Source organism: Kitasatospora albolonga, from assembly GCA_002082585.1.
Lineage (GTDB): Bacteria > Actinomycetota > Actinomycetes > Streptomycetales > Streptomycetaceae > Streptomyces > Streptomyces stephensoniae.
Map to the genome: position 1 here is coordinate 6,793,970 of CP020563.1, position 14,394 is coordinate 6,808,363.

The 14,394-nt window shown below is 68.8% G+C and carries 8 protein-coding genes and 2 pseudogenes; 7 read left to right on the forward strand and 3 right to left on the reverse strand.

What is annotated here, in order from left to right:
• Positions 1-176 precede the first annotated feature (176 nt).
• Both B7C62_29930 and B7C62_29935 read right to left on the reverse strand, forming a co-directional pair.
• A complete protein-coding gene (locus tag B7C62_29930; protein ARF76020.1) occupies positions 177-2,462 on the reverse strand; it encodes a hypothetical protein in 2,286 nt (761 codons plus the stop codon).
• A gap of 145 nt (positions 2,463-2,607) precedes the next feature.
• A complete protein-coding gene (locus tag B7C62_29935; protein ID ARF76021.1) occupies positions 2,608-5,049 on the reverse strand; it encodes a hypothetical protein in 2,442 nt (813 codons plus the stop codon).
• Between the two features lie 282 nt (positions 5,050-5,331).
• Here B7C62_29935 and B7C62_29940 point away from each other — a divergent pair, with 282 nt between their 5' ends.
• The 3 genes from B7C62_29940 to B7C62_29950 are packed head-to-tail and all read left to right on the forward strand — an operon-like array spanning position 5,332 to position 7,636.
• Positions 5,332-5,736, forward strand: a complete 405-nt coding sequence (locus B7C62_29940) for a GntR family transcriptional regulator (protein ID ARF76022.1) — start codon at positions 5,332-5,334, stop codon at positions 5,734-5,736.
• Positions 5,733-6,629: an ABC transporter ATP-binding protein gene (locus B7C62_29945; protein ARF76023.1), complete on the forward strand. Its 897-nt coding sequence runs from the start codon at positions 5,733-5,735 to the stop codon at positions 6,627-6,629. The genes B7C62_29940 and B7C62_29945 overlap by 4 nt, the downstream gene beginning before the upstream one ends.
• Positions 6,626-7,636: a transporter gene (locus B7C62_29950; protein ID ARF76024.1), complete on the forward strand. Its 1,011-nt coding sequence runs from the start codon at positions 6,626-6,628 to the stop codon at positions 7,634-7,636. Before B7C62_29945 ends, B7C62_29950 begins: the two co-directional genes overlap by 4 nt.
• 62 nt (positions 7,637-7,698) lie before the next feature.
• Here the strand turns inward: B7C62_29950 and B7C62_29955 are convergent.
• Positions 7,699-7,820: pseudogene (locus tag B7C62_29955) on the reverse strand (transposase).
• A gap of 108 nt (positions 7,821-7,928) precedes the next feature.
• On the opposite strand from B7C62_29955, the pseudogene B7C62_29960 reads away from it, so the two are divergent.
• From B7C62_29960 to B7C62_29975, 4 genes and pseudogenes are all read left to right on the forward strand, one after another.
• Positions 7,929-8,198, forward strand: a pseudogene (locus B7C62_29960) (hypothetical protein).
• 49 nt (positions 8,199-8,247) lie between these two features.
• Complete coding sequence (locus B7C62_29965; GenBank protein ARF76025.1) at positions 8,248-11,163, forward strand: DNA-binding protein; 2,916 nt, start codon at positions 8,248-8,250, stop codon at positions 11,161-11,163.
• A 908-nt stretch (positions 11,164-12,071) separates the two neighbouring features.
• Positions 12,072-13,100 carry an L-threonine 3-dehydrogenase gene (locus B7C62_29970; GenBank protein ARF76026.1) on the forward strand — a complete coding sequence of 343 codons (1,029 nt, stop codon included), beginning with the start codon at positions 12,072-12,074 and terminating at the stop codon, positions 13,098-13,100.
• Between the two features lie 73 nt (positions 13,101-13,173).
• Positions 13,174-14,379 (forward strand): glycine C-acetyltransferase, encoded by a 1,206-nt coding sequence (locus tag B7C62_29975; GenBank protein ARF76027.1) that lies wholly within the window; start codon positions 13,174-13,176, stop codon positions 14,377-14,379.
• Positions 14,380-14,394 lie beyond the last annotated feature (15 nt).

Genomic DNA, 14,394 nt, shown 5'->3' on the forward strand with positions numbered 1-14,394 from the left:
CGTTCACCTGTCGGCAGGATGGGCTGCACGTCTTCATGGTCGAATGCGTTCCAGCAGAACTCTGCGGGTAGCTTCGGGGTGCTCTCCGTCTTCGTTTCGGCGCAACCGATGCCGGTCACGCAGAGAGTCAACGACAGGGAGATGATTGCTGTGAGTCTTCCGGTTTGACGCACGGCTCACTGCTCCCTCGGGGGACGGTTCTTCTCGGACATGTTGTGGCCGCTGGAGTAAGCGTCCGCAGTCGCTGTAGAGGCGGAGCCCAGGTAAACGCTGTATTCCTCGTCAGTCAGGCCCGCTGCTTTTCCACCCGTGGCGACAGCCGCTGCTGCTGCCTGCTTAGCCGCTTCCTCTGCTTTCGCGTAGGATTGCCCCGATGTGAGTACGGCATCGTTCAAGGCTTCCCTCTTCGATTTTTCCACAACGGATTCAGTTACGTCCTCCTGAATCCAGGTCACGGCATCCCCGCCCACCGGGATCAGTTCGAGGTATTTCGCCCCTACCAGGTCGATGATGCGGTTCGTCCACTTCGCGTTGTTCTCGATGCCCTCGTTGTACTCGCCGTTCTCATGCGTTTTGAGCTCGATGACCGCATGCGCTTTTGCCTCCGCCATCATCCCCGCGATCTCCCCGCCGGGATGGACGGCGTTACGGATCGCCTCACCCATGTCCGGGCGATCGGGATGGCGGAACACATCGGCTACCAGTGCCGTCGTGTAAGCCTGCTGCGCGTGGGAGATCGCCCCGTAGGCGTCCGGGTCCTGGCCGACCGCGCCGAGGAACCTCGTCATCAGGTGCTTCTCGAACTCGGCCGGTTCGCCGAACGGCTTGATCTGGCCCGCCGCGTTCTCGGCGGTCGCCTGGAGGTCCGGCATGTACTCCGCCGCCATGCTGCCGAACTGCGGAGCCAGAGCGCTCAGGGGGGCGTCCGGGTCGCCGGCCTTGGCCGATACGAGCTCCGGGTCGGTGCCGATCTTCTCGACGATCTTCTCCATGACGCCGCTCATGTCCTTGGAGTGGCGTACCGGAGGTGCGTCGTCGTCGCCGGGCACGCGGCCCGTGACCGCGGCTTCCAAGGCGTTGCCCATGGCTTTCTGGCCGAGCGCGGGGCCGCTGTCGGCGGTGGTGTCGTACCAGTCGTCCGTCGGCTTCTTGTCGAGCATGTAGTCGACCACGCTCTGCGCGTCCTTGCCGCGGCTGTCCCCGTCCAGCAGTGTGACGATGCCGTCGTTGTTGGTGTCCTCCCGCAGGTTCTCGTTGAAGAACTCCGCCGCAGCCGCAGGGTGTCTGCTCATCGCCTCCATGAGCCCGGTGAGCGGATTGAAGCCCCTTCCGCCGTCCGGCCCCAGGTTGATCGCCATCTTCTGGTCGTACGGCAGGTTCTGGGACCAGATCTCGGGATTCTTCCTGTCCATGGCGATCATGTCCCGGCCGACCGACGTCAGGAACTTCTGGTCGTAGGTGCCTTCCCGGAGCAGTGCGCCCAGGGCCTGGTAGCCGTACACCTTGGTGTTGACGCCCGCGAACCCGGAGACGTCGATCTCCTTGCGGCCGGCCTTGAGCAGGTGTGAGGTCCAGGCGGCGTCCAGATGGTTGGGGACGGACGGGGTGGTGGCCAGGCCGAGCATCGCCCCCATGTCGCTCTGGATGTTGCGGACCATGCCCACCCGGTCCTGTCCCGCCGGGCCGAGGGACGTGGAGTCCAGGGACATCCGGGTGAGCGCCTCGAGCGTCCCCTCCGCGCCCAGCCTGCGGTAGAAGGCGGTGGCGAACTCGGGGTCGCCGCGGTTGTCGTCGATGAGGTCTTCGAGTGTGCGCAGGGCCTCGACGTTGCGGGCCGTTCCGCCCTCTCCCGTGACCTGTTTCAGCAGCTCCGTCGCGTACCCCGCCTGCTCCGCGTCGAGGGTCTTGTACGTCGGCTTGCTGAAATCGTTCTTGCTTTTGATATTGGCTTCGAGGGCGCGTTTCAGGGATTCGTCGGCGTCGGAGCAGTCCTCGACAATCCGGTCGATCTTCTTCTGCCAGGAGGCGACGGCCGCTTTCTGCTTGCGTAACTCCTCCGGGTAGTCCGGGTCGTTGCGTGCGCCCGGGAAGTCCTCCACGTCGAACCGGGCCGACACCTTGCCGGTCGCGCTGACCACCACGCCGGCCGTGGGGCCCTCTTCGTCCCGGATGGCGACCAGTGCCTTCCTGGCGTGTGCGAAGGAGGCGTGGGCGTCCGCCAGGAGCGACTTGATGCCCCGGGCCTGAGCGACCGCGTCGTCGAACTCCGCCGCGGTCTTTCCGATGAACGCTTTGGTGACGCCCGCGTTGACACCTTCCCATGACACCTTGGCGGCTTTCGCCCTCATCCTGGTCCGGTCGTCCTCGGCGAGTTCCTTCAGCCTGGTCACCATCGTGGCCCAGTCGTCGGCCGCAGTCTTCAGCTTGTCGACGGGTGCGTTCACCACATCGTCGAAAGTCAGTACAGTTCCCCCGTGAACGGCTGGTCGGGAAACGGTGAGGTGGAGTCACCTCCCGGGCCGCAGCCTATCCGGGGCGCGGGTAAGTAACGTATGCGTGTGCGGTTTTCAGTCACTCTCGGTGCCGAGAGTGCTGCCGGTGGCGGCCTCAGCCCCGCCGCACCCGCCCCGCGATCCGGCGGCCCAGGCGGCCCAGCGGGCTCGACCGGTTCCAGTCGCGGAAGGCGTTCGCCCGGCCGCTGCTGCCGGTGCGGCCCACCGTCTCCTCCACCTCCGCGACGGACTCGGCGGACATGCTCCGTACCGCCGGGCGCAGCACCTCGTCCAGGAGGGCGGCGGCCGTCGTCGTCCAGGCCGTGCCCGCGTGGGGGTGGGCGGTCCAGACGGTGAAGCAGTCCGCCGCGTAGGCGGGCTGGGTACGCAGCCGGGTCCGGACCGGCTCGGAGCGGGCCGCGCGGTCATAGGCGGCGATCAGTTCGGCGTCGTCGGCCCGGACGAAGTCGTACAGCTCCGCCCCCGGCCGGTCCGGGGCCAGCAGGCGTTCGGCCAGGGCGGCGGACGCCCGCTCCCGCAGAGCCGGTTCGACCGGTTCCGCCTGGGTGCGGAGCGTACGGACCCGGGCCGCCCAGCCGGGCTCCGGTGCGCCCGTGCGCAGGTCCCGGCAGAGGTCCAGGAGCTGGAGGGCGGCCCGCTCCCGGCCGCCGATCTCCTGCGGGAAGCCCCGCAGCAGGTCGTGGGCCAGCGCGGTGGCGTCCTCCGCGTCAGCCGGGGCGCCGAGCGCCGCGTCGACCAGGCGCGCCCACGTACCGGCCGTCCGGTGCGCGTCCGAGGTCGCCGTCTCCAGCAGCAGCCGGGCCTCCTCGACCGTCGGGGCCCGGTCCTCCCAGACCAGGCCAGCCGCCGTGCGCAGGACCAACGGTTCGGCGAAAGGCGAGACTCCGGCCGCCCGCAGCAGCCGGTGCCAGATCGCCGGACGGTCCCGGCCCAGCGTCGTCATCGCCCTCGGCGCCTCGGCGCACATCCGCAGGTGCGGCAGCACCTGCGTCCCGGTGAACGGCAGCGCGACCCGCTCCAGGAACCGGGCCACCGCCACCGGATCGTCGGGCGCGATCCGGTCCAGCGCGCCGAGCAGCGCCGTCCGTACGTCGAACTGCTCGTCCAGCAGCTCCAGCAGCGCCGGGGCGAAGGCGGGCACCTCCTCGGACCCGGCTGCCTCAGTCAGGACGGTCCCGGCCAGCCGGTCGACTGCCTCCGGCAGCACCTCCGTAATGTGAACACCCAACAGTCTTGCCACACGCAGCAGTTGTACGGACCGGGCCGCCGGGCGCCCGCGACCCGCACCGCTCTCCAGCTCGCCCAGGATCTCCGGCCCGAGCACCCCCGCGATGGCCTCGCCGTCCGGGCCTGTGAACGCGTCCCGGCGCGGCAGCTCCAGGGAACCGTTGCCGCCCCGCACCGCCTCCGTCACCAGCATCGCGGCGAGCGGAGCGGTGACCGGCGCCGGGCACCGGCCGTCCAGGGCCCCGAACAGCCGCCCGGCCGCGTCGAATTCGGAGCCCGTACGGTCATCGATCCCCGGCGACGTCAGCGCCTCCACCAACTGGCCGATCCGCTTCGCGTCCAGCGCGTACGGTCGCTCCGCCGCCCAACCGGCGGCCGCCGCACGTTCACCGGACCCCAGCGCCACCCCGGCGCACAGTGCGACCACAGCCAACGGCCCGGCGGCAAACGGGTCTCCGGGCAGCTCGCGCGCCTCCTGGAACAGGCCCGGCATCCGGCTCCGCCACACCCGGGCAGCCGTCCGCGCCCACGCGTCCGCCCCGTCGTCCACCGGAGGGCGGTCCGCGCAGACATGGACCCGCAGCCCCGCCTCCCGCGCCGCCGCCGCGTCCGCGGGCAGCACCCCGACGACCCGCAGGGCCGAACTCCCCGGCCGCCGCGTGTAGGTGGTGAACGTCAGCCGCTCCGCGCTCTCCCTCGGCAGGGCCACCGCCGCCAGTCCCAGCCAGCGGGCCACATCCGCGCTCCGCCGCTCCACCAGCACCACCGGTCCGCCCGCAGGCGCCGCCTCCTCGCTCGCCCGGCGCAGATCGGCGAGGACCGCCGCCAGCCAGGGGCCGCGCGAGACGGCGAAATCGTCAAGACCCTCCCGTACGGGAGCGGGGCCCGGCGGCAACGCGCCGAGCGGATCGGGCAGTACGCCGCCGCCGACCGGCGTCACGGACACCCAGTGCGGCGACCGCCACGCCTCCACCGGCAGCCGGTCGCCGGGCAGCGGCACCCCCGCGGGGATGTGCACCGCGTGCGTGTGGAACCGGACCGGTGCCGAGGGCCCGCCGCGCATCGGCGCCGTACGGCCGACCACGCGGCTTCCGTCGGAGAGCGCAGCGTAGGTGAACACCTGCGGGAGCGAACGCAGTTCGGCTTCGGTGGCGCGCACCTGGACCCCGTCCGGGAGCGCGTACGTGAACAGCGGCTCCAACTCGGCCAGCAGCGCCCCCGTCACTCCGTGCCCCACCGACGTGAACCGGCCCTCCGCCGTCTCGTCCCCAGGCGCGGCGGATATGTGGTGCACCTGTGCAAGGCTCATCAGTCGGCCCTCTTCATCCTGCCGCGACCCGTCCCCGCTCCCACCCACACGCGACCGGGTCGGGGGAGAAGTCCACGGCCGCGGGGCGACGTTATCAAGGACGGAGCCCCTCTCCCTACGCTGCGTCAGGTCATGGCCCGCCCTTCTGGCCCCGCACGGCACGACCGACTCGCACGTGCGGCCCTGTGACGCCGAAGCCGTCACGGCCGCCGCCCGGTACCCGCAGCGCACGTCTTGCCACCTGGTTGATGTAGAGAGCTATAGTGCTAGGCAACTAGATAAATGGAGGAACCGGTGATTGAGTTCCACCTGAACAGCCGGTCCGGCCTGTCTCCGTACCAGCAGCTGGTCCAGCAGGTTCGGCACGCACTGCGCCTGGGCCTGCTGAAGGAGGGGGACCGGCTGCCGACGGTCAAGGACGTGGCGCGGCAGATGGCGGTCAACCCGAACACGGTGCTCAAGGCGTACCGGGAGCTGGAGCACGACGGTCTGGTGGCCGCTCGTCCCGGCGTCGGGACGTTCGTGACCCGGACGCTGGCCGACAGCACGCTCGCCGCGCACGGACCGCTGCGCAAGGACCTGCAGCGCTGGCTGACCAAGGCCCGCCTGGCCGGGCTCGACGACGAGAGCATCGAGGCGCTGTTCACGAACACATTTCGTAGCGCCTCCGGAGAGGACGTAGCGTGAGCGCTGTCTTGCGAGCCCAGGGCCTGGGCAAGAAGTACAAGCAGCGCTGGGCGCTGCAGAACTGCGACCTGGACGTCCCCGCCGGCCGGGTGGTGGGCCTGGTCGGCCCCAACGGCGCGGGCAAGTCGACCTTGTTGAAACTGGCCTCCGGCATGCTGACCCCGACGGCCGGCACCATCGAGGTGTGCGGCGGCCGACCCGCCGAGGGTGTGGAACAGCTGGCCAAGGTCGGCTTCGTCGCCCAGGACACCCCGGTCTACGCCGCGCTGAGCGTCGCCGACCACCTCGACCTCGGCAAGCGCCTCAACCCGAACTGGGACGACGCCGTGGCACGGGACCGGATCCGTCGCCTCGGTCTGGACCCCAAGCAGCGGGCCGGCAAGCTGTCCGGCGGCCAGCGCGCGCAGCTCGCTCTCACGCTGGGCATCGCCAAGCGCCCGGAACTGCTGATTCTGGACGAGCCGGTCGCGGCCCTGGACCCGCTCGCCCGACGGGAGTTCATGCAGGACCTTATGGAGGCCGTCGCCGAGCACGAACTGAGCGTCGTGCTCTCCTCCCACCTGGTCTCCGACCTGGAACGGACCTGCGACTACGTCATCGTCCTGGTCGACTCCCGGGTGCAGGTGGCCGGTGACATCGACGATCTGGTCGCCTGCCACCACCGGCTCACCGGACCGCGCCGGGCCCCGGACACGCTCCCGGCCGGTCAGCACGTCATCACCGCCAGCCACACCGAGCGGCAGACCACTCTCCTGGTGCGCACCGACACCGCGGTCCACGATCCGTCCTGGACCGTCAGCCCGCTCGGTCTGGAAGACATCGTCCTGGCCTACATGACCCGGCCCGCCGATGCGGTACGTGACACCCGACCCGCACTGGAGGTACTCCGATGATCTGGCTGACCTGGCGTCAGTTCCGTACCCAGGCCGCCGTGGTGTTCGCCGCGGTGGCTGCCCTCGCCGCCACCCTCGCGGTCACCGGCCCGCAACTGGCCGACCTCTACCGGACAGCCGGCAGCGGCCTGGTGGACCAGGTCTCCCGTTCGGACCAGACCCTCTACTACACGGGACTGCTGGTCGTGCTCGCCGTGCCTGCGGTCATCGGGATGTTCTGGGGCGCCCCGCTGATCGCCCGTGAACTGGAGACCGGTACCCACTACCTCGCCTGGAACCAGGGCGTCACCCGGACGCGCTGGCTCGCGACCAAGCTGGGCCTCGGCGCGGCGGCGTCCATGGCCGCCGCCGGACTGACCAGCCTCGCGGTGAGCTGGTGGAGCAGCCCCATCGACCGGGCCGTCAACGGCGGCGGCGCGACGGACACGTACTTCCCGCGGCTCGACCCCGTGGCCTTCGCCTCACGGGGTGCCGTCCCCATGGCCCACGCTGCCTTCGCCTTCGTCCTGGGCGTCGCCCTCGGCCTGGTCATCCGCCGCACTCTGCCCGCGATGGCCACCACGTTCGCCCTCTACACCGCCGTCCAGATCGTCGTGCCGACGTGGATCCGGCCCCACCTGGCGACCGCGGACCGGACCATCCTGCCCATCGAGCCCGGCGCCGCCCCCATCAGCATCCAGGACGGCGCCAAGGAGATCGTCGCGCACCTCGAAGAAGTGCCCGGGGCCTGGGTCACCTCCCAGCAGACGCTGAACGCCGCTGGTCAGCCGGCTCCCGTGCCGTCGGCCTTCGCCGACTGCCTGCGCACGGAGTCGGGCCCGCCCGCCCTGCAGCAGGTCGAGGGCTGCGTCGCCGACCTCGGCGCCCTGGGCTACCAGCAGCAGGTGACGTACCAGCCCGCCGGGAACTTCTGGGCCCTTCAATGGGCCGAGACCGGGCTCTATCTCGGCCTCGCCCTGGCCCTGACCGGGTTCTGCGCCTGGTGGATCCGCCGCCGAGTGACCTGATATACGCCAGCCCCACTACGGGAGCACACCCGTGAGGGTCAGCCGGGACCCGGCTGACCCTGAGAGGTCTCGGCGAGTTCCTTGTCCCGGCCGGTGAGCGCGCCGTCCTTGTCGTAGTGGAGCACGGTGTTCGCCGAGTTCAGTTCTCCACGACCTGGAGCCCGCCGTGGACTTCCCGGCGCAGACCGGGAGCGGCGAGGTAGCCGCGGGCGAAGACGGTACGGACCGCACGGCCGAGATCTTCGAGCGCGGCGTACGTGGGGTGCTCGGGCCCGCCGTCACAGTGTGGCCAGGACGAAGGTCAGCAGTGCCAGGGAGAGGGTGGCACTGCCCGCGAAGGCCACGGCTCCGCGCAGTAGGGCGCCGGCGTAGGTGGCTCCATCGATGCGAGCGAGCAGACCGGCCGCCGCTCCTACGAGCATGCAGAAGAGCGCGACGACCGCGAGGAGCAGGGCCAGGAGCATCAGGTGGATGGATGGAGTGTTCATGCCTTCTTCCCCAAGTGATAGATGACGACGACTCCAAGGAATTTCGCGGTTCCGGTGTTCACCGGGGTTCAGGGCGAACAAAGATGAACGAAGACGGTCGCCTGGGGGACGGAGAAGCAGGACATGGGGGACGTGCACGAGGATCCGCTGGCGGAGCTCGCGCTGCGGCTGCGCACCCTCCGGGCGCAGCGAGGTCTGCAGATGGGCGGGTTGCAGCAGCGGACCAGACTGGGGCGGACAACGCTCAGTCAGGCGATGAACGGTCAAGCGGTGCCCTCCGAGGCCACGCTGGTGGCCTTGGCGCAGGCACTGGGTGCGGATGTAAACCCGCTACTGGCCCTGCGCGAAGCCGCCACACCCGTACTGCGAGCACGCAAGAGCTCTCCGATGGGAGCCGCTCGCCGCAGGCCGTTGCGACCGAGGACGAAGCCTTCCTTCGAGGAGCGGTACCTCAGCTACGTGGCGGAACGGCACTCCCAGTTGACCGTAGTAGGGCTGGACCTGAGCCGGCCGGAACGTGCGTGCTGGCCGATGGACGCGGCGTACTTGAGCTTGGAGCTGGCGGAGAGGCTGGAGGACTGGCCGCCAGGCAGTGAAGAAGCGGACCAGCCATCCGTGGTGGTGAAGCGTGCCGAGCACGCGTTGGCCGACTGTCGGCGTGTTCTTCTGCGAGGGCTCGCCGGCAGCGGAAAGACAACGCTGCTGCAGTGGCTGGCTGTCGCTACGGCGCGCGATGAACTGCCGGAGGAACTGGCGGACTGGCGGGGGCAGATTCCGTTTGTCCTGCCGTTGCGGACGCTGGTGCGGCGGGGGCCGCTTCCGGAGCCACACGATTTCCTGTCTGCAGTCGGTACCCCCCTGGCCGTCTCGCAACCTGAGGGCTGGGCCGATGCCGTACTCGCCAGTGGGGAGGCACTCGTCCTGGTCGACGGCATCGATGAAGTTCCTCAAGAACACCGGGGCGCCACGCGGGACTGGCTCGAACGGCTCCTGGCGGCTTACAGGGGCGCCCGCTTCGTGGTCACTACGCGCCCGTCAGCTGTTCCCGAAGGCTGGCTGGGCTCATCGCGCTTCACCGAACTGTCCGTACGACCCATGAGCGCCGCCGACATCGGAGTTTTCGTTCACCGATGGCACACCGCAGCCCGACACAATGCGGCAACCGACGCCGAACACTCACAACTGCATGATCTCGAAACAACGCTCCAGGTCACAGTGCGTGCTCAGCGTGACCTGGCGCAGCTCTCCAGCACCCCTCTGATGTGTGCGTTGATCTGCGCGCTGCACCGGGACCGCCGCGGTCATCTGCCGCACAGCCGCATGGAGTTGTACGAGGCGGCGCTGTCGATGCTGCTCGTGCGTCGCGACCTCGAGCGCAGCATCGACGTCCCGGAGGGTATTCAGCTCACCGAACACCAGAGCGTGCAGCTGCTGCAGCGTCTGGCCTACTGGCTCATCCGCAACCGCCAGACCGAGATGGAACGAGCCACCGCGAAGGCTCTGGTCGACGATGCACTGCCGGCCATGCAGGCCGTGGCCGAGCAGGGCACTGCCGACCAGGTCCTGACGCACCTGGTCGGCCGCAGCGGACTCCTCCGCCAGCCGACCACGGACACCGTCGACTTCGTTCACCGCACATTCCAGGATTACCTCGGAGCCAAAGCCGCCATCGAAGCCCACGACTTCCCCCTGCTGGTCAACAATGCCCACGACGACCAGTGGGAGGACGTCCTACGCATGGCTGTCGCCCATGCCCGCCCAGCGGAGAGCGCCGATCTGCTCCGCCGCCTCGTGGAACGCGGGGATGGTGAGGGCGAACACAGAGGCAGACTCCACCTCTTGGCAGCCGTCAGCCTGCAGTACGCCACCGAAATCGAACCCGAAGTCCGCGGACTGGTCGAACAACGTGCGCGTGTCCTGATGCCTCCCCGCTCCTCAGAAGAGGCGACCACACTTGCCGCGCTCGGGCCAGGCATCCTGGATCTCCTGCCGGGGCCCCATGGCCTGGAGCACGACGAAGTAGGCCCCGTCATCCAGACTGCCTCCACCATCGGCGGCGACCATGCCTACGCCTTTCTTCATCGCTTCGTCCAGTCCATGAACGCTGAGTCAGCACCCTACGAACTCGTCAACGGCTGGAAGAACTTCGATTCTGTATCCTACGCACGCGATATTCTGCTTCCCTTCAAGAAGACCCCGAGTCTGGTGGTGAACACTCAAGATCAGCGCAAGGCCCTGCGGTTGCTGGAACCTGTCACTGACGTCACCTTTCGAGAAGCCTTCACCGCTGAAGAAATAATCGAGCACCTCTCACCAGGACACACCCGTAGAGTGAATATCTACTCCGGTCAAGCGCTGACGGAACTGAAATTCATCCGCCGACTCTCAGCCTTGAAACAGCTCACCCTGTCCGAGTGCAATCAGCTCGCACACATTGATGATCTTGCGGGACTCCCGCTGTCACACTTGAGCCTCCTGCAGTTTCCTGGAGGCGTCTCCTTCAGCGCTCTGGGTTCACTGCCGGAACTCACGGATCTCGCCCTCTATACTCGCCTCCCGTGGAGCAGTCTGGGCGATATCCCCGCGCCGCTGGAACTGGCAGCATTGCGGCTGAGTGGCTGGATCGGAACATCCCTGAGGGGTATTTCCAAGTGGCAGCTTCTCAAAACCTTGGTGGTCAACGTAGGGCCGACCTCTGCGGAGTGGAGAGAAATCTCCTCGTTGCCCCGCCTGACGGAATTCATCAGCTCTAAATGCGATTTTGGGCAGGCGGTGGCCATGCCCGGCGTGACTCACCTGCAGTTGTCATTCGATGGCACAGATATGCAACTGCATCTGGTCCCTGACGTGTTCCCCAACCTGAAGAGCGTATTCATCGACTGTCGCGCAGTGCAACGGGACATCATCGACATCACCCCGCTCAAGCAGATCGAGGGCCTGAAAGTTTCTTTGAGTCATGCAGGCAGGGTTGTTGGCCTGGAGGGATTTTCCCCAGATGCTGTTCGCCTGTATCCACGTCCCCGGACAGAGGGCGATTGAGCGCCGTTCGACTCGGAACGTCGTTGATGTTGGCCGTGTGGTGATGACCTAGAGCGGGGTGCCGCCTCCGTCGTGGATCAAGCGGTGCTTGCTGCCCGTCTTCCGCCGGTCGACTGGCGACGGATCTGTGTCGGTCCCCCTTCTGGTGCGGATATGGGAGCCTCCACGTACGCCCGTGACCAGTCAAGTTCGTCGGCCGCGTTGAGCTCCGCGAGCAGGACTTGGTGCAACCGCTCCGGCCGCGGCGACAACAACGCCTCGATCAACGCCCACACCTCTTCGTCCACGATCCGCGGCCGAACACCCGCACCCTCACGAACGGCCGAATCATCACATCGGTCGCGCCCCACCAGGACGATTCGGCCTGAGCGTGTCACGGGGTCTTGAGGACGGCAGCGACGGCACACGGAGGCCCGTGATCGCGATCATGACGAACACTCGGGGAGGCCGTCGAAACCCCGCGAGTCTGTGCCCGACCCCACGGATCAAGATGTCAGTGTCGAGCCGAGTGGCAAGCAGGGGGATGAGCCGACCTGATGGACCAGGTGTGGACCACCAGCGGCGGTGCGGGGCCCCGACCGTGGGGAACGACCGGGCCGGCCGCGTGCATCAGGCTCCGCGCAGCACTCTCCTGAAAGCCGTGCCCAGGTGTGAAGATCTCCTGCGACCGCGCTTAAGAAATCCTCGATGGACCCGGGACCCCGCCGTACGGCAGCCTTCTGGGTGACGGCCGGGGACGGTGCGTGGAACCCCACGGGCGTGTTCCGTCCCGTCCCGCCGTGACTCCGCCCCCACCATGGGGGCGGGCACCCCCCCAGACCACCCCGGGCCGCAGGGCTCCTCCGACAGGCCCCCAGGCCCGGGGTATCCACCACCCGCGTACCACCCATGTGCAGGGAGCCGCAGCCGTGAAGGCACTCGTCAAGCAGAAGGCCGAACCGGGACTGTGGCTGATGGACGTGCCGGAGCCGGAGTACGGCCCCACCGACGTCCTGATCAAGGTCCTGCGCACCGGGATCTGCGGCACCGACCTGCATATCCGCGCCTACGACGGCTGGGCCCAGCAGGCGGTCACCACCCCGCTGGTCCTCGGCCACGAGTTCGTCGGAGAGGTCGCGGCGACCGGCTCCGACGTCGCCGACATCGCGGTCGGTGACCTGGTCAGCGGTGAGGGCCACCTCGTCTGCGGCAAGTGCCGCAACTGTCTCGCCGGCCGCCGCCACCTCTGCCGCTCCACCGTGGGCCTCGGCGTCGGCCGGGACGGGGCGTTCGCGGAGTACGTGGTCCTGCCCGCCTCCAACGTGTGGGTGCACCGGGTCCCCGTCGACCTGGACATCGCGGCGATCTTCGACCCGTTCGGCAACGCCGTGCACACCGCGCTCTCCTTCCCGCTGGTCGGCGAGGACGTCCTGATCACCGGCGCCGGGCCGATCGGGATCATGGCCGCCGCCGTCGCCAAGCACGCCGGTGCCCGCAACGTCGTCATCACCGACGTCAGCGAGGCCCGCCTCGCGCTCGCCCGCAAGGTCGGCGTCAGCCTCGCCCTCAACGTCGCGGACCGCGCCATCGCGGACGGACAGCGCGAGCTCGGCCTGCGCGAGGGCTTCGACATCGGCCTGGAGATGTCCGGCCGCCCCGAGGCGATGCGCGACATGGTCGCGAACATGACGCACGGTGGCCGGATCGCGATGCTCGGACTGCCCGCCGAGGAGTTCGCCGTCGACTGGTCCCGGATCGTCACCTCGATGATCACCATCAAGGGCATCTACGGCCGCGAGATGTACGAGACCTGGTACGCCATGTCCGTCCTGCTGGAGGGCGGCCTCGACCTCGCCCCCGTGATCACCGGCCGGTACGGATTCCGCGACTTCGAAGCGGCCTTCGACGACGCGGCGAGCGGCCTCGGCGGCAAGGTCATCCTCGACTGGACCGTCTGACCCGTCGAACTTCTTTCCGAGTCTTTCGCCGAAGAACCTCTTGTGCCGAAGAACCTCTTTTAAGGAATCCAGCATGTTCGACTCCGTACGCGACGATCTGCGCACCACCCTCGAAGAGATCCGCGCCGCCGGGCTGCACAAGCCCGAGCGCGTGATCGGCACCCCGCAGTCCGCGACCGTGGCCGTCACCTCCGGCGGCCGTGCGGGCGAGGTCCTCAACTTCTGCGCCAACAACTACCTGGGCCTCGCCGACCACCCCGAGGTCATCGCCGCCGCCCACGAGGCGCTGGACCGCTGGGGGTACGGGCTCGCCTCGGTCCGCTTCATCTGCGGCACCCAGGAGGTGCACAAGGAACTGGAGGCGCGGCTCTCGGCCTTCCTCGGCCAGGAGGACACGATCCTCTACTCCTCCTGCTTCGACGCCAACGGCGGTGTCTTCGAAACGATCCTCGGCCCCGAGGACGCCGTCATCTCCGACGCCCTCAACCACGCCTCGATCATCGACGGCATCCGCCTCTCCAAGGCCCAGCGCTACCGCTACGCCAACCGCGACCTGGCCGATCTGGAGAAGCAGCTCAAGGAGGCGTCCGGCGCCCGGCGCCGCCTGATCGTCACCGACGGCGTCTTCTCCATGGACGGGTACGTGGCTCCGCTCCAGGAGATCTGCGACCTCGCCGACCGCTACGACGCCATGGTCATGGTCGACGACTCGCACGCCGTCGGCTTCGTCGGCCCCGGCGGGCGCGGCACGCCCGAGCTGCACGGCGTCATGGACCGGGTCGACATCATCACCGGCACCCTCGGCAAGGCGCTGGGCGGCGCCTCCGGCGGTTACGTCGCCGCCCGCGCCGAGATCGTCGCCCTGCTGCGCCAGCGCTCGCGCCCGTACCTCTTCTCCAACTCCCTCGCCCCGGTCATCGCCGCCGCCTCCCTCAAGGTCATCGACCTGCTGGAGTCCGCCGGAGACCTGCGCGACCAGCTGAACGCCAACACCGCGCTCTTCCGCTCCCGGATGACCGAGGAGGGCTTCGACATCCTCCCCGGCGACCACGCCATCGCCCCCGTCATGATCGGGGACGCGGCGAAGGCGGGCCGGATGGCGGAGCTGCTGCTGGAGCGCGGGGTGTACGTGATCGGGTTCTCGTACCCCGTCGTCCCGCAGGGCGCCGCGCGCATCCGCGTCCAGCTCTCCGCCGCGCACTCCACCGCCGACGTCAACCGCGCCGTGGACGCCTTTGTCGACGCCCGGGCGGCCCTGGAGGCGGAAGGCCCGCAGTAGGGCTGTCCCAGGTCC